The sequence below is a fragment of the Kitasatospora sp. NPDC017646 genome (assembly GCF_044329365.1).
Taxonomy (GTDB): domain Bacteria; phylum Actinomycetota; class Actinomycetes; order Streptomycetales; family Streptomycetaceae; genus Kitasatospora.
Map to the genome: position 1 here is coordinate 1 of NZ_JBIRJC010000152.1, position 1133 is coordinate 1133.

The 1133-nt window shown below is 69.6% G+C and carries 2 pseudogenes; both read right to left on the reverse strand.

The features are described 5' to 3' along the window. Positions 1-304: pseudogene (locus tag ACH4J0_RS43315) on the reverse strand (dihydrolipoamide dehydrogenase); the annotation flags it as partial. A gap of 30 nt (positions 305-334) precedes the next feature. Continuing rightward, a pseudogene (locus ACH4J0_RS43320) lies at positions 335-1073 on the reverse strand (FAD-dependent oxidoreductase); the annotation flags it as partial. Positions 1074-1133: the final 60 nt, after the last annotated feature.

The window sequence follows — 1133 nt, forward strand, 5'->3', positions numbered from 1 at the left end:
CGCCGTCGGGTCCGGCGATGTGACAGCCCAGGATGGCATCGGTGGCGGCGTCGGCGACGAACTTGACCAGGCCACGGGTGTTGCCGATGGCGCGGGCTTTCACGACGCCGGTGAAGTCCTGGCGGCCGATGAGGACGTCGTAACCCGCTGCGCGGGCGGCGGGTTCGGTGAGTCCGACGGATCCGACTTCAGGGTCGGTGAACACCGCGTGCGGAACGATGCGACCGGCGGCGGTGCGGTCCTGTCCGCGGTAGGCGCTGCGGTAGACGATGTCGGCGTCGTCGCGGGCGGTGTGGGTGAACATCGGCCCGCCGCGCACGTCGCCGATGGCCCACACGTCCTCGGCGCTGGTGTGCAGGGTGTCGTCCACGGTGAGGAAGCCGTGCGAATCCGGTTGCAGGCCAAGATGTTCCAGGCCGAGGCGATCGGTGTTGGGGGTGCGGCCCGTGGCGATGAGTAGGTGGCTGCCCTTCAACTCGCCGGGTTCGGTGCCGGTACAGCCGATTCGGATGTCACCGGCAGTGCCGGTGGCGTGGGTGCAGGTGGTGCCGGTGAGCACGGTGATGCCGTCGGCGATCATGCCGTCGGTGACGGCGGCGCTGATGTCGGGGTCCTCGCCCGGCAGCAGCCGCTCGGCCCGTTGGATCAGGGTCACGGCGGCGCCGAATCGCCGGAACATCTGGGCGAATTCGCAGCCGACGTAGCCGCAGGTCGGTGAGGTCGAGCAGGGTGCGGGAGGTGTAGTAGGGCACCGTGTCCAGGCCGTCGATGTCCGGGAGGGCGGTGCGGGTGCCGGGCGCGAGGACGATGCGGTCGGCGGTGAGGTCGGTGCCGTCGATGGTGAGGCGGCGTGCTCCGGTGAAATGGCCTGGCGCGTGGTAGAAGTCGATGCCGTCGGATTTCTCGACGGCTCGGTAGGAGCCCGAGCGGATGGAGTCGACGAGCTGGTCTTTGCGGGCGACGACAGCGGCGAGGTCGACGGTGACCGGGCCTGTCACGAGGACACCGAATTCGGCGGCGCGGCGGGTCTGATGGGCGACGGTGGCGGAGGCGATCATGGTTTTGGTGGGGATGCAGCCGCGGTTGAGGCAGGTGCCACCGAGGAGTTCCTTCTCGACGAACGCGACGCGGCC